Annotated in this window: 15 protein-coding genes; 8 read left to right on the top strand and 7 right to left on the bottom strand. The window is 67.7% G+C overall.

What is annotated here, in order from left to right:
* The 4 genes from QUV18_RS17080 to QUV18_RS17065 all read right to left on the bottom strand — a co-directional run bounded on the left by QUV18_RS17080 (nucleotide 1) and on the right by QUV18_RS17065 (nucleotide 3,566).
* Nucleotides 1-1,290: an ABC transporter substrate-binding protein gene (locus QUV18_RS17080; RefSeq protein WP_300895234.1), complete on the bottom strand. Its 1,290-nt coding sequence runs from the start codon at nucleotides 1,288-1,290 to the stop codon at nucleotides 1-3.
* A 475-nt stretch (nucleotides 1,291-1,765) separates the two neighbouring features.
* Entirely contained in the window at nucleotides 1,766-2,122 is a 357-nt protein-coding gene (locus tag QUV18_RS17075) for an iron chaperone (protein ID WP_300895232.1), read from the bottom strand.
* 11 nt (nucleotides 2,123-2,133) lie between these two features.
* Nucleotides 2,134-2,487, bottom strand: a complete 354-nt coding sequence (locus QUV18_RS17070) for an SgcJ/EcaC family oxidoreductase (protein WP_300895231.1) — start codon at nucleotides 2,485-2,487, stop codon at nucleotides 2,134-2,136.
* Between the two features lie 80 nt (nucleotides 2,488-2,567).
* Nucleotides 2,568-3,566, bottom strand: a complete 999-nt coding sequence (locus QUV18_RS17065; RefSeq protein ID WP_300895229.1) for a YihY/virulence factor BrkB family protein — start codon at nucleotides 3,564-3,566, stop codon at nucleotides 2,568-2,570.
* 404 nt (nucleotides 3,567-3,970) lie between these two features.
* Here QUV18_RS17065 and QUV18_RS17060 point away from each other — a divergent pair, with 404 nt between their 5' ends.
* From QUV18_RS17060 to QUV18_RS17035, 6 genes are all read left to right on the top strand, one after another.
* Nucleotides 3,971-4,648 carry a TetR/AcrR family transcriptional regulator gene (locus tag QUV18_RS17060; protein ID WP_300895228.1) on the top strand — a complete coding sequence of 226 codons (678 nt, stop codon included), beginning with the start codon at nucleotides 3,971-3,973 and terminating at the stop codon, nucleotides 4,646-4,648.
* A 105-nt stretch (nucleotides 4,649-4,753) separates the two neighbouring features.
* The gene (locus QUV18_RS17055) at nucleotides 4,754-5,755 is read left to right on the top strand and encodes an HlyD family efflux transporter periplasmic adaptor subunit (RefSeq protein ID WP_300895226.1); all 1,002 of its coding nucleotides are present in this window, start codon (nucleotides 4,754-4,756) and stop codon (nucleotides 5,753-5,755) included.
* Nucleotides 5,742-7,499 (top strand): ATP-binding cassette domain-containing protein, encoded by a 1,758-nt coding sequence (locus QUV18_RS17050; protein WP_300895225.1) that lies wholly within the window; start codon nucleotides 5,742-5,744, stop codon nucleotides 7,497-7,499. The genes QUV18_RS17055 and QUV18_RS17050 overlap by 14 nt, the downstream gene beginning before the upstream one ends.
* Nucleotides 7,496-8,614, top strand: a complete 1,119-nt coding sequence (locus QUV18_RS17045; protein ID WP_300895224.1) for an ABC transporter permease — start codon at nucleotides 7,496-7,498, stop codon at nucleotides 8,612-8,614. The genes QUV18_RS17050 and QUV18_RS17045 overlap by 4 nt, the downstream gene beginning before the upstream one ends.
* On the top strand, nucleotides 8,611-9,738 hold the full coding sequence (locus QUV18_RS17040; RefSeq protein WP_300895223.1) for an ABC transporter permease: 1,128 nt from the start codon (nucleotides 8,611-8,613) through the stop codon (nucleotides 9,736-9,738). Before QUV18_RS17045 ends, QUV18_RS17040 begins: the two co-directional genes overlap by 4 nt.
* Nucleotides 9,739-9,834: 96 nt before the next feature.
* Nucleotides 9,835-10,305, top strand: coding sequence for a GNAT family N-acetyltransferase (locus tag QUV18_RS17035; RefSeq protein ID WP_300895222.1), 471 nt, complete (start codon nucleotides 9,835-9,837; stop codon nucleotides 10,303-10,305).
* Between the two features lie 68 nt (nucleotides 10,306-10,373).
* Here the strand turns inward: QUV18_RS17035 and QUV18_RS17030 are convergent, their stop codons facing one another.
* From QUV18_RS17030 to QUV18_RS17020, 3 genes are all read right to left on the bottom strand, one after another.
* On the bottom strand, nucleotides 10,374-10,775 hold the full coding sequence (locus QUV18_RS17030; protein ID WP_300895221.1) for a hypothetical protein: 402 nt from the start codon (nucleotides 10,773-10,775) through the stop codon (nucleotides 10,374-10,376).
* A gap of 98 nt (nucleotides 10,776-10,873) precedes the next feature.
* The gene (locus QUV18_RS17025) at nucleotides 10,874-11,611 is read right to left on the bottom strand and encodes a DUF1353 domain-containing protein (RefSeq protein ID WP_300895220.1); all 738 of its coding nucleotides are present in this window, start codon (nucleotides 11,609-11,611) and stop codon (nucleotides 10,874-10,876) included.
* 8 nt (nucleotides 11,612-11,619) lie between these two features.
* Nucleotides 11,620-12,525 carry a homocysteine S-methyltransferase family protein gene (locus QUV18_RS17020; RefSeq protein WP_300895219.1) on the bottom strand — a complete coding sequence of 302 codons (906 nt, stop codon included), beginning with the start codon at nucleotides 12,523-12,525 and terminating at the stop codon, nucleotides 11,620-11,622.
* Nucleotides 12,526-12,843: 318 nt separating this feature from the next.
* Between QUV18_RS17020 and QUV18_RS17015 the strand changes: the two genes are divergently transcribed.
* Nucleotides 12,844-16,401: an AAA family ATPase gene (locus QUV18_RS17015; protein WP_300895218.1), complete on the top strand. Its 3,558-nt coding sequence runs from the start codon at nucleotides 12,844-12,846 to the stop codon at nucleotides 16,399-16,401.
* A gap of 742 nt (nucleotides 16,402-17,143) precedes the next feature.
* The gene (locus QUV18_RS17010; RefSeq protein ID WP_300895217.1) at nucleotides 17,144-17,428 is read left to right on the top strand and encodes a DUF6602 domain-containing protein; all 285 of its coding nucleotides are present in this window, start codon (nucleotides 17,144-17,146) and stop codon (nucleotides 17,426-17,428) included.
* Nucleotides 17,429-17,480 lie beyond the last annotated feature (52 nt).

The raw sequence follows: 17,480 nt of genomic DNA, 5'->3' as shown, positions 1-17,480 counted from the left end.
TCACTCGGCGAAGAAGTCCGCCCAGGCGGGGTTGTCGGTCGGCAGGTAGGTCTCGCCGTCGCCCGATCCGAATTCGCGCACGTCGACACCGATGTCGGAAAGGAACGACGGTTCGGTCACGCCCAGTTCGCTGATGAGCGAGAGGGAGTGATCGGCCTCGACCTTGAACAGGTAGGTCGGAAGCGCCGCATGGTGCTGATCGCCCACCAGCGACCACGACCCGCCCGGTGCCTCCTCGACCGTCACACCGGCCTCGAGCGCCTCGATGACCGCCTCGGTCTCGGTCGTGCCGGCCGCCGCCCAGGCTTTCGCCATCGCCTTCACCGCGACATAGCCGAAGGCCGCGTGTTCGTTCACGTAGGGCGCGTCCGGATGGCGTTCCCGGATCTTGGCCGCGAACGCCTCGCTGTTCTCGCCCGGCACGTCCTCGATATAGCCCGGCGGAACGTGCATGTTCTCGAGCTGGGGCGCGGGGAAGATCTTGTGTTCGTAGCCATCGGCGATGGTCACGTTCGACCAGGCGGGCGTCTTGAGCCCGGCGGCATCGGCCTGCGGATAGAATTGCACCTGGTCGCCGCCCACCAGGCAATGAACCTGGAAGTCCGGCCCGATGTTCTGGATTTCACCGATGGTCTGCTGCCACTGGTTCACGTCGAAGGGAAAGTATTCCTCCATCACGAGGTCGCCCTCGTAAAGGCCCGCGGCGGTCCGCACCCATGCGCCGATGGCGCGGCAGAAGTTGTAATCGGCCCCGATGAAGGTCATGCGCGGCCCGAATTCATCGATCATCCATTCGAGCGCGGGAAGCACCTGCTGTTCGGGCGTCGGACCGGAGAAGAACGAATACCGGTCCGCGATACCGCCCTCGCCCTGGTTGTTGTGCCAGAAGATCGTCTCGTTGCGCACGGCCTCGACGCGCGCGGCTTCGCGCTCGGCGCCGGTATAGCCGGCCATGACGACGTCGGCCTCGTCCTCGAAGATGCACTGCTGGGTCAGCTGACCGTAGCGGCCGACATCCGACTGGCCGTCATACTGCACGTGCTTGACCATCTTCTGCACGCCATCCACCATGATGCCGCCGGCCTCGTTGATCTCCTCGACCGCAAGCGCGTAGCCCCAGGTCTTGGGCGTCGACATCGCGGCCAGGTTGCCGGTCGTGTCGTCGATCGTGCAAAGCACGATTTCCTCGTCCGTCGCCGCCTGGGCGGCCGTTGTCGAGAGCCCGGCGAAGGCCGCGCAAAGCATCGCCGTCGCATTCAGCCGTCGGGCCCGTGAATTCCTAGCGCGCATTTCAGTTTCTCCTTGTTGTGGTTCCGCAGGTCGAACCCGCGTCAATCTGTTCCCGGGGGGTTGCGCCCCATTTTCGTTGTTCATGCCCAAAGGAACCGGCGGCGCCGCGAGGAGCACGCGACCAGACGTCGCTCATCGCCCGCAGGCCACTCGGATGAGCAAAATGAGCGAAGCCACGAGGCCGCATGACATGCCGGTTATTTGCACGCTCTTCATGATATTGGATGCGCCCTGCCTGTCATTTCCCCTTAAGGGCTCCCCCATTCAGGTAGGGGTGAGGCCGGCCGGCTGGTCCCGTCCCTTTGCCCGATGACGGGACTCGCGGCGCCAGGATGGCGCGTAGCCCCCCGGGAAGACGGGGTTTGCCACGCGGGCCCGCGACGTCGCCGGATGCAGGGTCCGGCCCCGGCGATTGAACATGTCCTGAAAAATATGACGTCTACTCAGCTCGGCGCCACGGGCCCGACCGGCCCCCTCAAACCCCGTTCGCCTCGCGCGACGCGACCGCCAGCTTCGCCACCAGCGCAGCCGGGATCGGCCGCTTCGGCGTGAAGGTCACCCCCGTCTTCGTGGCCTTCAGCCCCGCCGCGGCGATATCATCGGCATGGGCCGCAATCGCTCCCTTGGCCAGGTAAAGCCCGCACTGCTTCGAGAACGCCGCGTACCCGGCCACGATCCTGTCGCCGATGGCAAATCCCGGCATGTCGTAGCGGATGACCTCCTCCGCCTCGGGCAACGCCCGGGCCAGCCCCGCGCGCAGTTCCTCCAGCAGCGGCCGGAACGCCTCGGGCGCCGCCGCGATATAGGCCTCGTGACCCACGAACTCCGCCATGCCTTCCCCCTCTACCGCACCGGGATTTCCGCCTCCGCCTGGATCAGCCAGACCCCGTCACGGCCCTTCACCGCCACCAGCAGCACGTCCGACGCCGTCCCGTCCGAGACGACCTTCTGCCGCGAATAGGCCATCCAGCCCGACACGGCGACGCTCCGCACCTTGACCGACCATTGCTTGACACCCACCAGGAACAGCTCGTCATGCAGGTCGTGGATCGCCTCCCGCCCGTGCACCGGCGCCATGGCCGAGGCGATATACTCCGCGTCCTCGGCATAGCAGGCCGCGCAGGCCTCGGAATCCCCGGCGCGCAGCGCCGCCTCGTAACGCCGGAACAGCGCCATCAACTCGTCTTCCTCGGCCATCCCCGATCCCCCCCCGTCACAGATCCCGCATCCATGGTGAATCCTCTCCGCCCGCCTGTCCACGAAAATCTGGTGGCCGCTCAGATGTCCGGCTTGCGCAGGCCCCGGCCCGGCCCCTCTTCCGGTGCCGTCAGCCCGTCGGGATAGGTATCCGCCTTGATCGCCCCGCGTTCCCCCTCGGGCCTGGGCGGTCCGGTGGTGGTGTCGCGCCGCGTCTGGTGCTCGATCTCGGCATTCAGCTTGGCGCCGGCCAGCACGATGAACGACGACAGCCACAGCCATGTCAGCAGGATGATCACCCCGCCCAGCGTGCCATAGGTCTCGTTGTAGCTGGCGAAATTCTGGGTGTAGAGCGAGAAGCCGATCGTCCCCAACATCCACAGGAACGTGGCCACCACCGCGCCGGGGCTGATCCAGCGCCACCGCGCCTTGGCCCGCGCCGGCCCGAACCGGTAGAGCACCGCCAGCCCCAGCACCGCCAGCAGCGCCAGCACCGGCCATTGCAGCCAGACGATCGCCGTCTCCACCTTCCCCGGCAGCCCGAGAAACCCGACCACCGCCGGCAGGACGATCATGAAGACCAGCGCGGTCAGCAGCCCCACGATGATCACCAGCGTCAGCGCCACGCCGGTGGCGTAAAGCGCCACGAAGCCGCGGGTCTCGCTCTCGCCATAGGCGATGTTCATCCCCTCCATCAGCGTCATCATGCCCCGCGTGGCGCCGTAGATCGCCAGCAGCAGCCCGAGGATGGCGGCAAAGCCCGTGGCCGCCTCGTCACCGCCGGTCACCTTCAGAACCTGGTCCTGGATGATCGCCGCCGCCTCCTGCGGCAGCATCCCGATATAGGCCTCGAGCTGGCTCGCCACGTCCACCGGGTCGAGCAGCACGCCGGCGATGGAAATCAGCGCCACCACGGCGGGAAAGATCGCCAGCAGCCCGAAGAACGCCACCCCCGCGGCCACCACCGACAGGTGATCGGCGGGAATGCCCCAGACCAGCCGGCGCACGATATCCCACCATCCGCGCCGCGGTATCTCGACCGGATGGGTGGCCGCCTGGCCCCGGGGTTTGGCTTGCATGTCGGTGCTCCTCAACATGGTCACTTACGTAGAAGAACGCTCCGGCAGGTCAAAAGATCGGGGGGACAGGGGAAATTTTTGCAGGGCGGTTTCACGGCGAAGGCCACGTCACCCGCCACCCACGGCCTGCAGGGTCGGAGGGGCGTGTCCGAGTCATTATGACTTGACAGTCACTGACCGCGGAGTCACCAAGAAGACAGGACGGTCGATACCCGACCTCGATGGCGCGTTCTTCATCGCCAAGTCAGCCGCGCTGAAGATGACCGAGCGCGGCCACGGCCGGCGGTTCATCAACGTGCTCTCGACCGGGATCCTCCGCCCGGCCGGGCGGCTGCCGGCTTGCGGTGCCGTCAAGGGCGGGCCGAGGGCCGTCACCGTCATGGGCCAGGAACAGCAGGAGAAACATGACTGGAAAGACCGACAAGCCGAAGAAGACAGCGGGTGTCCGTCGCCGCCGCAAGGAGGCGCGGCCCGGCGAGATCGTCGAGGTCGCCCTCGACTGCTTCCTGGAGAACGGGTTCGAAGCCACGAAGCTCGACGAGGTGGCGCGGCGGGCCGGCATCGCCAAGGGCACCATCTACATCTACTTCGAGACCAAGGAGCAGCTTTTCCGCGCCGTCGTGCAGCATGTGGCGTCCGCCAACGTGCAGCAGATGACCGAGCTAAGCGGCTTCGACATGCCGCTCGAAGACCTCGTCCCGATGCTGACCGGCCGGTTCGTCGAGACCATCGGCAAGAGCCGCGCCCCGGCCATCGCGCGCCTGATCCTTCGGGAAGTCGACCGTTTCCCCGACCTCGCGCAGGTCTGGTTCGAGACCGTCGCCGGGCCGATGCTGGGCGCGGTCGAGACCGCGCTCAGCCGCGCCCAGGCGCGCGGCGAAATCCGCGAGGGGGACGCCCGGCTTCAGGTCTTCTCGATTATGGGCCCGATCATCGTCGGGCTGCTGTTCACCGAGGTCCTCGGCAAGCTGGACGTCCCCGGCCTCGATCTCGATCGCCTCGCCCGGCAGCACTCGGACGCGATCCTGCACGGCCTGCTGAAAAACCACGCAGATGGAACACCGCCGGAGCCCAACGCATGATGTTGTTTTTCGCCGGAAACTGCGTGTTCGGCACCATGAACCACTCGGACACCCTTGCAAACATCCGCCCCGGCACCGGCGGCGGACCCGGGAAGCGATAGGTCAATGCCAAAGCGTCTCGTCCTCGCCCTTGTCGTCCTGGCCGCTGCCGCGGCCGGTGTCTGGTGGTATCTGAACCGTCAGGGCGGCCCCGAGGCGTTCGTCCTCACGGGCAACGTGCAGCTGCGCCAGGTCTCCCTCGCCTTCCAGGGCAGCGAGCGCATCGCCGAGGTTCTGGTCGAGGAAGGCGACCCCGTCGCCGAAAGGCAGGTCGTGGCCCGCCTCGACACCGCCCGCCTCGCGCCGCAGGTCGCACGGGCCAGGGCCCAGGTGGCGGCGCAGCAGGCGGTACTCGACGAGCTTCGCAGTGGCAGCAGGCCCGAGGAGATCGCCCAGGCCGAGGCGAACCTCGCTGCCGCCAAGGCCGTGGCCAGGAACGCCCAGCGAGAGTTCGAGCGGCAGATCGCCCTGCGCGACAACGGCACCACGACCCAGCGGGAATTCGATCAGGCGCAGGCCGCTGCCGACAGCGCACAGGCCAACGCGGCCAAGGCGGAGCGCGCACTCGACCTTGTCGTTGCCGGCCCGCGCGACGAGGAGATTGCCCAGGCAGAGGCACAGTTCGAGGCGGCCCGGAGCCAGCTGGACTACATGCAGTCGCAGCTCGCCGACGCGGAACTGGCCTCGCCGGTGGCGGGCGTCGTCCTCTCCCGCCTGATGGAGCCGGGCGAGATCGCCTCGCCGACCCGCCCGGTGGTGTCCCTGGCGCGGAGCGATCCGAAATGGGTGCGGGCCTACGTCTCCGAGACAAATCTCGGACGGCTGCGCCCCGGCATGTCCGCCCGTGTGAGCGTCGACAGCTTCCCGGGCCATGGCTTCGACGGCTGGATCGGGTTCATCTCGCCGGTGGCAGAGTTCACGCCGAGCAGCGTGCAGACCGAGGAGCTGCGGACGAGCCTCGTCTACGAGGTGCGGGTGATCGTGAAGGACCCCGGGAACGTCTTGCGCCTCGGCATGCCGGCGACGGTTGTGCCGCAGACGGGCGAGGCCGCCAATGCCGGGCGATAGCGCAGCGGGCGCCGTGGTGGCGGTGCGCGACCTTCGCAAGACATTCCAGCGCGAGACGGGCGAGACGGTGACGGCGCTGGACGGGATCGGCTTCGCCGTCGCCCCCGGCACCCTGGCCGCGCTCATCGGCCCGGATGGCGCCGGCAAGACGACGCTGATCCGCCTGCTCTGCGGCCTGATGCTGCCCGATGACGGCGAGGTCGAGGTGCTCGGCCAAAACGTCTCGGCCGCCCCGCAGGAGGTTCAGAACGTCGTCGGCTACATGCCCCAAAAATTCGGCCTCTACGAGGATCTCAGCGTTCAGGAGAACCTGGACCTCTACGCCGACCTGCACGGCGTCACCCGGGACGAGCGCGCGGCGATCTATCCCCGCCTGATGGAGATGACCCAGCTCGGCCGGTTTCGCCAGAGGCTGGCCGGCAAGCTCTCGGGCGGCATGAAGCAGAAGCTCGGCCTCGCCTGCACGCTGGTCCGCACGCCGCGGCTTCTGCTGCTCGACGAGCCGACGGTCGGGGTCGACCCGCTGTCCCGCCGCGAGCTGTGGGAAATCGTCACCACCCTGATCGAGGAGGACGGGCTGAGCGTCCTGGTCAGCACCTCCTACCTCGACGAGGCGGAGCGCTGCGACCATTGCGTCGTCCTGCACGAGGGCCGGATGCTGGCCGAGGGCGCTCCCGGAACGATCACCGCGAAGGCCGAAGGGTGCAGCTACATCGCCGCGCCGCCCGAGGGCATGCCGGCGAGGTCGCTGCAGGCGCGCCTCTTCGCGACCCCCGGCGTGGTCGACGCGGTGCCCGAGGCCGGAAAGGTGAGGGTCGTGCGCGCCACCCGCGAGAACCGGGCGCCCATCGGCATCGAAGGCAAGGAGGTGACGCTGAAGCCCGTTCCCGCCCGGTTCGAGGATGGGTTCATGACCGTCTTTGCCGCGGTGGCCGGGGACAGCGCCCGCAACACGCTCGACCTACGCGCCGCCGAAGAAGGCAGCGCCGAGGTCGCGGTGGAGGTCCGCGATCTGGTCCGGACCTTCGGCGACTTCACCGCCGTCGACCGTATCGGCTTCCAGGTCCGGCGCGGCGAGATCTACGGCCTGCTCGGCCCGAACGGCGCCGGCAAGAGCACCACGTTCCGGATGCTCTGCGGGCTTCTGCCGGCCAGCGCGGGCACGCTGCACGTGGCCGGCGCCGACCTGCGCACCTCGCGCGCCGAGGCCCGGGAGCGGCTCGGCTACGTGGCGCAGAAATTCTCGCTCTACGGCGATCTGAGCGTCGACGACAACCTGCGCTTCTTCGCCAGCGCCTACGGCCTGCGCGGCCGGCGCCGGCGCGAACGCATTGCCTGGGCGAAGGACCAGTTCGACCTCGCCCCCCTCGCGACGCTGCCAAGCCGGCAGTTGCCGGGCGGCTTCAAGCAGCGCCTCGCCATGGCCGCCGCGCTGCTGCACGAACCGCAGATCCTGTTCCTAGACGAGGCCACCAGCGGTGCCGACCCGTTGGCCAGGCGCGAGTTCTGGGGCCGCATCACCGCTCTTGCCGAAAGCGGTGTCACCGTGATCGTGACCACGCATTTCATGGAAGAGGCGGAATACTGCGACCGGATCATCATCATGGATGCCGGCCGCGCCCTGGCCGAGGGCACCCCCGCCGAGGTCCGCGCCCGCGCGGGCGGCACGGCGGCCACGATGGAGGACGCCTTCATCGCCATCGTCGAAAAGGCCCGGCAGGCGGGCGCGCGGGGTGCGGCATGACCGGTGCCGCGCGCAGAACCGCCGCGCTGATCCGCAAGGAGACCTGGCAGCTCCTGCGCGACCCCAGCAGCATCGCGATCGGCATCGTCATGCCGCTGGCGATGCTGCTGCTCTTCGGCTACGGGCTCGACCTCGACGTCAAGAATGTCCCCGTCGCCATCGTCATGGAAGAGACGTCGGCCGATGCCCAGGGCGCGGCCTCGGGCTTCGACCTCTCGAACTATTTCGACGCGGTCCACGTCAAGACGATGGCCGAGGCCGAGACACTGCTGCTCGACCGCACCGTCCGTGCGATCGTCCGCATCCCGCCCGACTTCGCGCGTGACGTCCAGAACGAGCAGGCCGAGATCCAGGTCATCGTGCACGGTGCCGACGCCAACACCGCGCGGATCTCGCTGGGGTACGCGCGCGGGGCCGTCGCCGCCTGGATGGCCCGCGAGGCGGTTCGCGGGCGCGCGCTGGCGGTGGCGCCGGTCTCGGTCCAGGGCCGGATGTGGTTCAACGAGGCGAACGAGAGCACCTATTTCCTCGTCCCCGGCCTCATCGTCCTGGTGATGACGCTGATCGGCGCCCTGCTGACGGCGCTGGTCGTGGCACGGGAATGGGAGCGCGGTACCTTCGAGGCCCTGTTCGTCACGCCGGTGCGCAGCGCCGAGCTGCTGCTCGGCAAGACGGTGCCCTATTTCGTGCTCGGCATGATCGGGCTCGCGCTGTCGGTCATCGGCAGCCTGGTCCTCTTCGGCGTGCCGTTCCGCGGCTCTGCGCTGGTCCTGGCCGGCGTTTCGGTCCTCTACCTGCTGGTCGCCCTCGGCATCGGGCTGGTCATCTCCTCCGCGACAAAGAGCCAGTTCCTGGCCAGCCAGGCCGCCATGATGATCAGCTTCCTGCCGGCGATGATGCTGTCGGGCTTCATGTTCGACATCCGCTCGATGCCCTGGGTGATCCAGATGATCACCTACGTCTTTCCGGCCCGCTACTTCGTCAGCCTACTGCAGACGATCTTCCTCGCCGGCAACGTCTGGAGCGTCATCCTCCCCAACGCGGCCGTGCTGGCGGGGATGGCCGCGGTCCTGATTGCGCTGTCCGTGCGGCTGACGCGAAAGCGGCTCGCATGACGGGGCTGCGGCGGTCGCTGCTCCGCATCCTGGCGCTGATGCGCAAGGAGCTCCTGGTGATCCTGAAGGATCCGCGCAGCCGCGCCGTGCTTCTGGCGCCGCCGGTCGTGCAATGCCTGGTCTTCGGCTACGCGGCGACTTACGATCTGAACCAGGTGACCTACGCCCTGGTCGACCAGGACCGCAGCGTCGTGTCGCGCGAGTTCGTGTCGCGCTTCGACGGGTCCGGCATCTTCGAACGTGTCGCGACCGTGAACCGGGTCGAGGACGCGGCGCCCCTGCTGCTCGCGGGCGACGTGGTCCTCGTCGTTGCGATCGGGCCCGGCTTCATGCGGGACATCGCCGCGGGCGGCCAGGGCGCGGTGCAGGTGATCGCCGACGGTCGCAACTCCAACACCGCTGGCATCGCGCAGGGCTATGTCGCCGCCATCGCGACGGCCTTCGGCGCCGACGTCCAACGCCTGCTCGGCCGCTCCGGCGCGGCGGTGCAGGTGGTCTCGCGCGCCTGGTACAACCCCTCGCTCGAGACGCGGTGGCACATGATCCCGTCGCTGATCGGCGCGATCACCATGCTGATGACGATGATGCTGGCGGCGATGTCGGTCGCCCGCGAGCGCGAGGAAGGCACCTTCGACCAGCTGCTCGTGGCGCCGTTCCGGCCGACCGAGATCATGATCGGCAAGGCCGTGCCCTCGATGCTGGTCGGGCTGGTTCAGGCAAGCCTGATCCTGCTCGTGGCGCTCCTGTGGTTCCGCATCCCCTTCGCCGGCTCCTACCTGGTCCTCTATACCGGCCTCATGCTGTTCCTCGCGGCGGCGATCGGCATCGGGCTGTTCCTGTCCTCGCTCGCGAAGAACATGCAGCAGGCGATGATCCTGACCTTCCTGCTCCTGATGCCCTTCATGCTCCTGTCCGGGCTGATGGCGCCGACCGAGAACATGCCGGCGGCGCTGCGCTGGTTCACGATGGTCAATCCGCTCAACTACGCCATCACCATCACGCGCCGGGTCTACCTCGAAGGCGCCGGCTACGACGTGCTGCTTCCCGACATGCTGGCCCTCGGCGCGATCGCCGCCGTCACCCTGCCGGTCGCCGCCTGGTTCTTCCGCAACCGCCTCGCGTAGGCGGCGGAGCACGCGGCGCCTCGCGCTCCCGGGATAAAGGGGCACGCGGACGAAACAGCCATTCCCATTGACGATCCAAGCCGCTACATCGCCTCCATGAGGATACGCGATTACAAACCCGACGATGCGGCCATTCTGGTTCAGGTGTTTCACCAGGCTGTCCATGCCATTGGCAGCAAGGATTACACCGGCGATCAGGTCGACGCCTGGAGCCCTGCCCCCGTGCCTGCAGACACGTTCCATGCCCGTGTCTCCGATGGGCGCTCGGTGTTTGTCGCCGTCGACGACGACGAGAAACCGATTGCCTTTGTCGAGTTGGAACGCGACGGCCATATCGACTGTTTCTACTGCCATCCGGGTCACGCCGGAAGCGGTGTGGGAAAAGCTCTCTACGAACGTCTGGAACGCGAAGCGCTGGAGGCTGGGGTGTCACGCCTCTATGTCGAGGCAAGCGAAGCGGCCCGCAGGTTCTTTCTACGGGCAGGCTTCGGTGTGGTCAGACGTCGCGATTTCGAGCGGAACAACGTGCAGATCCACAACTACCTGATGGAAAAAACTATCCGCTAAGGGCACCCAGGTTCCCGCGCCGGCCAGCAATGGCGCCAATGTCTGCTTGGCGCCGGATGGGCCCGCCTTCAGTCGAAGGGCTCCGCGTCCGCGGCTTCCTTCCGCGCCAGGTGCCACCCCCAGATACCGGCCGTCAGGATGCCAAGGTTACCGGCCAGGTCCAGAAGCATCCACGAATTGAGCACCGGAACAACCAGCCAGAACCATATATTGAACCCGAAAAAGGGCACCGACCCGACAAGGCCGAAGACAAGGAAGGTCACCGCAGAAAAGCGCGCGGTCGCCAGGATCGTACCGTTGAGCACCGCCTGAGCCCCGAAACATCCCATCAGGAAACGGGCCTGGTCGGTGGCCGTGGCCAGCTCCGGCCGGAACGTGAGCCCGACCACCATGCCGGGAAAGAACAGGCACCAGGCCCCAAGCAGCAGAAAGATGGCAGACAGGCAGGATTGAAGCGTTCGGGACGTCATGGTCTGGGTCTCCGGTGTGGATGTCGTCGGGCTTTGGTGACTTGCGGCCCGCGCCAGCAAAAGGCCACGTGGCGAGAAACGAGCCGCAGTCGCGGAAATCAGGGCGCCGAAGTCGCGGACAGAAGCGTCGGCTCGCGGCGGCGCATCCAGGCTTCTATTTCGGCCAGGCTCGGGCGGTCTTCTTCGATGAAGCGCAGGCACGCCTCCATCTCGCGGCGAAGAACGGCGTCGGGGACGGTGTCCAGCGATCGCGCGGGATCATCCCATCGCGGCCCGCCCAGGTAGACGGCGGCGAACATGACTTTTGCCTTCGCGGGCGGAACACCTGCGGCAAGCAGGCCGTGAAAGAACATCCGGTGCGTTTCCTCCCACGACCGCGTGCGAAACTGGGGCAGGTCTTCGTTGCCCGCACCGCAATAGGCATCGTGCAGCGCCGCCGGAGAGAGGAATTCGGCGCGTCGCGGCTCCCCGATCAGCGGCACGAAAACCGGAGGAATGGAGGCGCCGTCGGTCAGCGTGCCGCGCGGCGCCGTCCAGACGGCGCCTGCCGGATCGGTAAAGCTGAGCGGGGTCGCAAGCCGCGCGTAGACATGCGGCTTGCCGGGGATCCGGATCGCCTCCGCTCCGACTTTCGGCGTCGTGCTCATGAATGAGCAGCGGCCGACCGTCGCATCGCTACAGGCCTGCCCGGCGCCGAAAGGATCCGCCGTGAGAACGAGCACGCCAAGCCCAATCAGGATCGCCAGCGAGGTCAGCCGCCGGGCCCGTCGGGAAAGGATGAGGCTGCTGTGGCGCCGCCCCGGGGCGAGCTGCCGAAAAGCGAACGAGGGGGTCATGGCGCGGGTCACTCCGCGTAACTGGCCACGCAGCAATCGGCGATTGCTTCGACATGGCGGTGGTCGGTGCCGCAGCAGCCGCCCAGGACGCTGAGATTCGGCAGGAGACGGCGCAGCCGGGCATAGTCGCGGCCCAGCTCGGCGGGGTTGCCGGCATCGAGCTCCTCGGCGTCGTCCAGCTCTGCGTGGCTGAGGCGGGACGCGTTGGCGCGCACGCCGCCGATCCTCTTCAGCCACCCGGAACCGGCTTCGAGCGCGCCGCGGAAATGGTCGGGATGCGCGCAATTGACCATGAAATAGGCCGCGGCACAGTCGGTGCGGGCATCCGTTTCCTCGAAGGCCCGGCCAAGCGGCGTGCCGTCGGGCAGACGGCCGTCCGTTTCCACGGTATAGGCCACCACGACCGGCAGGCCGGCCTTTTTCGCCGCCCGGATCACACCGATCCCTTCGGTCACGGTCGACAGCGTGACCGCGGTCACCATGTCGACATCGGTCTGGGCGAACCAGCCGATCTGTTCGCCGTGGTAGCGCTCGGCCTCGGCGGCGGTCATGGCGGTATCCGGCCGGTAGCCATCGCCCCGCGGACCGATGTTGCCGGAGATCACCATCGGCCGCACCGACCCGGATGCGCCGCGCAGGTCCGACAGGAACCCGATCGCCGCGCGATTGATCCGCGCCAGGTCTTCCGGGGAATGGCCCAGCCGGGCGCCCCAGTCGCGGCTGGCCCGCCAGGTCGGCGCTTCCAGCACGAAACCGGTGCCGTGGTCCGCGGCAATGCTGATATGCCGGCGATAATAGCGCATCAGCGTGTCGCGCCCCTCGGGCGTTTCCATCAGCGGATAGGCGGCGAAGGCCGGCAGGTCGAGACCGTCGTGAAAGATCAGCGTCGTTTCGAGCCCGGAATCGGTCAGCATCAGCGTTTTGCCGGCCTGGGGAAGATTATTGCGATAAGTCGCCATTTGGGTCACCATAGATTAGGGTTTCGAAGCACGCTCGGGCTCTGCGGCGGCAGACCGGTCACCTCGTCGAGGGGGTCTATCCGCGGCAGGCCGAGAATGCGGATGATCAGGTCGTGCCATTTGCGCGGCCTCGCCGGTCCGGGCCTGCAGCCGGAACCCGGTTTTGAATTGAAGTGAATCATGTGTCGGCTCTCTGAACGTGTCTGGTGAGATGCCTTCTGCCCGGCCGGCGTTAAACTTTCCGGGCCTTCAAGCGTGAAAGGTGCGTTAAAAATGGAATTCCGGCTCGAATGTCTTGGCGGGTTCGCGATGACTCGAGACGGTGACCGGGTGGCATTGAGCGCCCGCAAGCCCCGGCTGCTGGCCGGACTCCTCGCCGTGGCGCGGCGGCGGACCATGTCCCGGCAGCGTCTTGCTGCCTTGCTCTGGGAGCACAGCGACAGCGATCAGGCGCGGGCAAGCCTGCGCCAGGCGCTGCTCCAGATACGTCGCGCCGGGGGCGATGGCTGGGTCGAGGCAGAGGGAGACGACCTGCGCCTCGGCGCGGGCGTGGTCACCGATCTCGACGTGTTCCACGACGCCCTGGCGCGCAACGATCCGACCGAGGCGGTGCGCCTGTACGGGGGGCCGTTTCTGGATGGGCTCGACGTTGGTGCCTTCGAACTCGGACAGGTTGTCGCGGAGCATCGCGCAAGGCTCGCGGGACTGGTCACCGACGCGCTCTCGCGGGAGCTTGAGCGCATGGGCGACAGCCCCGATGCCGCGGCGCTGGCGCACCGGTTGCTGGCACACGATCCGCTGAACGAGGCGGCGCACCGGCGGCTGATGACGCTGGATGCCGCGCGCGGTATGCGCGGGGCGGTCAGGTCGCGCTACAACGAGTTGGAGGCCGCGCTGCGGCGTGACCTGGGCACCGCCCCTGACCCCGAGACGCGCGCTCTCTACGACCGGCTGCGCCGCGGCGCCGGTACCGCGCCGCGCCCCCCCGCGCCGGATACCGGCGCAAACAGCGATGCCCCGACGCCCGAGACGGCCTTCCTCCTGCTGTGCATGGAGGCGGATGGCACACCGGATTTCGCTTCCCTGCGGGAAACGGCCAGCGCCCACGGGGCGGTCGAGCTCGAGGCGCGGCCGGGCGAAGTGGCATTCGTGTTCACCGGCCAGCCGTTGCACGATGTGTCCAACACCGCCCTGCAACTTGCCGCGGATGCAGGACCGACCCTGTCCTTCGGCCTGGCGGCGGCGGAGACCGCGGAGCACGCGACATCCCGGGCCATCGTGCAGGTCCGGCGCTTGGCGGCGATGGCGGAGCCCGGAGACGTTCTCGTCATCGCCGAGCTGGCCCCGCGCCTCGGGCTGACCGTCGAAAGCAGCCAGCGCGCCGTATCCCTGCAGCTCGGCGCGATGCGAAAGCGCCCCGACCTGCCGATCATCGGACGCGATACCGAACTGGCGCAGATCACCGCCGCGATCACGGCGGCGCAGACGGCCGGGTCCGGCCTGACGATCCACCTTGCCGGTGAAGCCGGGATCGGCAAGAGCCGGCTGGCCGCCGAAATCGCCCGGAGTGTCGGGGAATCCGGGATGCGCATCGCCAGGGCCGGGTTCGAGGCCTTCTCTCCCGGATCGCGCCACTTGGCACAAAGGATCATGGCCGCCCTGCCGGCGCTTCCTCGCCCCGAAGAGGCCTCCTCGATTGACCGGGCCGTGTGGTCGTGGCTGCGCGACGAGCATATTGGCAACGAGGTCGAGTTGCGAATGAGCGCCCTCTCTCCCGAGGCGCAGCAGGAGCGGATCGTCGACGTTCTCGCCGCCGCATTGACCCGGGCGGCGCAGCCATCCGGTCTGCTCGTGGTTATCGAGGATTGCCACTGGAGGCCCGTAGGCGCTGGCGATTTCATCCTCGATCTCGTGAAGGAACTTCAGAACAGCCGCGCCGTCGTTCTGCTGACGGAACGTCCCGGGTCGCGCAGCCTCGATCGCCGGCTGGCGGTGCGCGCCCTGCCCGGCCTGGTGCGTGTCACGCTCCCGCCCCTGCCGGAGGCCAGGGCGCGTGACCTTGTCCGGGCGCTGGCGCCCGGCAACACCGCCCCCGAGGCGGCCATCGAACGGGCCGCGGGGCACCCCCTGTTCCTCATCCGCCTGCTCGAGGCGAACTGGACCGATGGCGCCCTGCCGACCAGCGTCGCGGAACTGGTACAGGAACAGGTCGAACGCCTCCCCGAAGCCGAGCGCGGCGCGTTGCGGCAGGCAGCGGTCCTGGGGGCCGGATTCGATCCGGCCGAGGCCGCCGCGATCTTTCCCGCCACCGCACGCCTGCGACCAAGTGGCGACCTGCTGCACGAAACCGAAACCGGGCTGGCCTTCGGGCACGATCTTGTCCACCTGGCGATCTACGAGGCCATCCCCGAGGAAACACGGCAGGACTGGCATGCGCGTGCGGCGGCATTCTTCCGCGGCGGCGATCCGCTGCGCTGGGCCGATCACGCGCTGCGGGCCCCGGATGACGCCGATGCCGGGCACGCCACCGTGGCGGCGGCGAATGCCATGGTCGCCGCGCGCCGCTTTTCGGCCGCCTTTCCCTATATCGACAAGGGTCTTGCCCGCGATGCCGACCCTGAATCGCACGCGGAACTGTATTCCTGCCGCGCCAGCATCCGTCGCACCCGGGGCGACATGGCCGGCGCGCTCGAGGATTATCGCACCGCCCATGCCCTGGCCACCAGGGCCGAAACACGCGTCGCCATGCTGACGCGCCAGGCGCTCGTTCTGCACCGGCTCGGCCAGGGGGACGCGGCCGACCGGGCGCTGGACGCGGCCGAAGACATCGCCGATTCCATCGGTCTTGCCGGCCCCGGCCGCGCGGAAATACACGAACAGCGCGGCAACCGCGCGTTCGTGCGGGGGGATCATGCCGCCTGCATGGCGCATCACGCGGCGGCGCTGGACGCGGCCGAACTTGCCGGCGATCCGCGCGGAATAGCCCGCGGCCACGGTGGCATCGGCGACGCGGCCTATGCCGCCGGTCGGTTCACCACCGCGTATGGCCATTTCACCAAGGCCATCGAAACAGCCGAACAGGCCGGTCTCGGGCTCGTGCGGGAAGAATACATGTTCATGCGGGCCTTCTCGCTCTTCTTCGCCGATCCCGGTCCGCAGGCCTTTCTGCTGGCCGACGTCGCCGTCGACAGCGCGGTCCAGTGCGGCGCCGCCCGGACGGAACTCATCGCCCGCGAGATACGGGCGGAAATGCGCACGGCCAACGGTGACCTGGCGGGCCTCGAGGAAGACCTGGTCGCGATATCCAAGCTTGCCACGGCCCGTGGCGAAACCCGGTTCATGAAGGATGTGCAGACCCTGTATGCCTATCTCCACATGCGCCGGGGCGATCTGCAGACGGCGCGCGACTATATCCGGCCGTTTCTCGACGACGCCGGTTCCGACGCGTATATCGGCGGCAAGATCCTGGGCCTCGCGGCCTTGCTGGCGGAAGACCGCGCGGCGCGCGATGACTGGATCGCAAAGGGCCGGGAATGCATCGCGCGCGGCTCTCTCGCGCATTCGGTCTTCTGGTATCACGCCAGCGTCCTGGAACGCGCCGTGATGGATGACGACCGCGCGCTGGCGCGGGAGGTGATCGACGCGATGCTGGCCTTCGCGGCGGAGGAGCCGATCGGGATCGTGTCGCTCTACATACGCACCGCCGAGCTTCTCCTGTGGCCCTCGTCCGAGGCCGATCGTCGAAGCCACGCCGACGTCGTCCGCTCCGCATGCCTCGAGGATTGCGCCCAGATCCTTCTCAGCCCCGAGCAGGACTACGCGAGACCCTGACCCTTGCAGGCCGCGCTCGTGTCACACGCGGCACTGGGCGCGTTTCCGCGGGCCCTGTCCGCAGGGCCACGACGCCCCGGCCTTCCCTGGCCGCGCCGCGGTCGCCCCGGCAAGGCAAGAGATCGGGGGATCCCGGAAATTCGAGCAAAGCCATACCGCGCAGAACAAGGGGCGCCAGCCCGCCACGCATCGCCCGCCGGCCGGAAGGCGATTGCCAACAATCGCCGAGAGGTGGGCCGCCCCGCCGCACCAAGGGTGCGCCGCCCATACCCGGCACGCCTCTGGCGTGACGGCACGGCGATTTCGCAGATGGAGCGCCACGCGCAAAGGATGGACGTCCTTGGCAGCCATAAACTGCCCCTCACAGACGTCGGTTCGCCGCACCACGGCCCGACGATGCGCAGCTTCGCACGGTTAGATCGATACCCAAGCATATCGACGCACTAGCGGCTATGTGCAGGGAGCGGACTTTTTAAGTTTGGCAGAACGGCCCAAACCTGCCGTAGGTCGGAGCTGCTCAAGGTTGCGATTACAGCCGCTCGCTGCGGCCGCGAGGGTAACGCGCGACCAGACGTCGTAGTTGCCGGACGAAGACGTCCTTCGACATAGTTGCAACTAGTGCCCGATTTGGGCTCGGTAGCGGATAGGCGTATCTGGTGAACACGGCCGAAGAAGCCGTCATCGATATAGTGATTACGCGCGCAACCAGTCTGATATACGGTCGCTTTTTAAGGAGGCGTCAATGGCTAAAAGCTTTTCGGGATTTGATCATCTTCAGTTGATGGCCCGGCGGCTCGTCAACGATTTCGACGAGGCTGCGGGAGCAGGTCATCCCGGCCTAATAGGCGCCGCGAGAGAAACTCCAGCACGATTGCAGCTGGAGAGGGTCTTGCCGGGAAATGTCGGCATCGGCTCCGGCATTGTAGTTGATAGTTTTGGTGGCCTGAGTAAGCAACAAGACATAGTCGTTTTTGAGAAGCACCTATGTCCCGTTTTCTCTATCAATGATACGCCGGAGGCCACCTGAACTGGCCCCATTTTCGACCGGACACCTGGGCCTGAACCAGGAGGCTTAGGCA

The organism is Roseovarius sp., assembly GCF_030373445.1.
GTDB lineage: Bacteria > Pseudomonadota > Alphaproteobacteria > Rhodobacterales > Rhodobacteraceae > Roseovarius.
The sequence above is the reverse complement of the archived record's forward strand: the minus strand, read 5'-3'. Positions and strand labels throughout refer to the sequence as shown.

Bases quoted from the DNA above. Each gene is read 5' to 3' on its own strand.
- QUV18_RS17025 (WP_300895220.1), bottom strand. From the start codon at position 11,611: ATGACCCCCTCGTTCGCTTTTCGGCAGCTCGCCCCGGGGCGGCGCCAC.
- QUV18_RS17035 (WP_300895222.1), top strand. From the start codon at position 9,835: ATGAGGATACGCGATTACAAACCCGACGATGCGGCCATTCTGGTTCAG.
- QUV18_RS17080 (WP_300895234.1), bottom strand. From the start codon at position 1,290: ATGCGCGCTAGGAATTCACGGGCCCGACGGCTGAATGCGACGGCGATG.
- QUV18_RS17050 (WP_300895225.1), top strand. From the start codon at position 5,742: ATGCCGGGCGATAGCGCAGCGGGCGCCGTGGTGGCGGTGCGCGACCTT.
- QUV18_RS17040 (WP_300895223.1), top strand. From the start codon at position 8,611: ATGACGGGGCTGCGGCGGTCGCTGCTCCGCATCCTGGCGCTGATGCGC.
- QUV18_RS17055 (WP_300895226.1), top strand. From the start codon at position 4,754: ATGCCAAAGCGTCTCGTCCTCGCCCTTGTCGTCCTGGCCGCTGCCGCG.
- QUV18_RS17015 (WP_300895218.1), top strand. From the start codon at position 12,844: ATGGAATTCCGGCTCGAATGTCTTGGCGGGTTCGCGATGACTCGAGAC.
- QUV18_RS17075 (WP_300895232.1), bottom strand. From the start codon at position 2,122: ATGGCGGAGTTCGTGGGTCACGAGGCCTATATCGCGGCGGCGCCCGAG.
- QUV18_RS17045 (WP_300895224.1), top strand. From the start codon at position 7,496: ATGACCGGTGCCGCGCGCAGAACCGCCGCGCTGATCCGCAAGGAGACC.
- QUV18_RS17060 (WP_300895228.1), top strand. From the start codon at position 3,971: ATGACTGGAAAGACCGACAAGCCGAAGAAGACAGCGGGTGTCCGTCGC.
- QUV18_RS17070 (WP_300895231.1), bottom strand. From the start codon at position 2,487: ATGGCCGAGGAAGACGAGTTGATGGCGCTGTTCCGGCGTTACGAGGCG.
- QUV18_RS17010 (WP_300895217.1), top strand. From the start codon at position 17,144: ATGGCTAAAAGCTTTTCGGGATTTGATCATCTTCAGTTGATGGCCCGG.
- QUV18_RS17020 (WP_300895219.1), bottom strand. From the start codon at position 12,525: ATGCTGACCGATTCCGGGCTCGAAACGACGCTGATCTTTCACGACGGT.
- QUV18_RS17030 (WP_300895221.1), bottom strand. From the start codon at position 10,775: ATGACGTCCCGAACGCTTCAATCCTGCCTGTCTGCCATCTTTCTGCTG.
- QUV18_RS17065 (WP_300895229.1), bottom strand. From the start codon at position 3,566: ATGCAAGCCAAACCCCGGGGCCAGGCGGCCACCCATCCGGTCGAGATA.